The sequence below is a fragment of the Pseudomonas sp. Z18(2022) genome, assembly GCF_036346535.1.
Classification (GTDB): domain Bacteria; phylum Pseudomonadota; class Gammaproteobacteria; order Pseudomonadales; family Pseudomonadaceae; genus Aquipseudomonas; species Aquipseudomonas yamanorum_A.
This window is the reverse complement of the sequence record NZ_JAOTOA010000084.1, coordinates 1-238: the sequence shown is the minus strand read 5'-3', so window position 1 is coordinate 238 and position 238 is coordinate 1. Positions and strand designations below refer to the sequence as shown.

At 54.2% G+C, this 238-nt stretch carries 1 pseudogene; it reads left to right on the top strand.

The features are described from left to right. Positions 1–185: pseudogene (locus V3W39_RS33665) on the top strand (hypothetical protein); the annotation flags it as partial. Between the last annotated feature and the right edge of the window lie 53 nt (positions 186–238).

Sequence of the window (238 nt, the reverse complement as noted above, 5' to 3'; positions counted from 1 at the left end):
GATCAAAAGCCACAGCGAAAACCAAATCTGAAACTGATGCTAATGCTAATGCAGAGCTGCTTTTCTGTAGGAGCTGGCTTGCCGGCGATGCAGGCAACTCGGTACATCAGTTACACCGAGGCGATGCCATCGCAGGCAAGCCAGCTCCTACAGTGGACCGTGCCCGCTCTGGTTTCAGATGTTGATCTTGCTTTTGCTTCACCACACTCAATCTGGCCGGTAGCCCAGCGGCCTACCG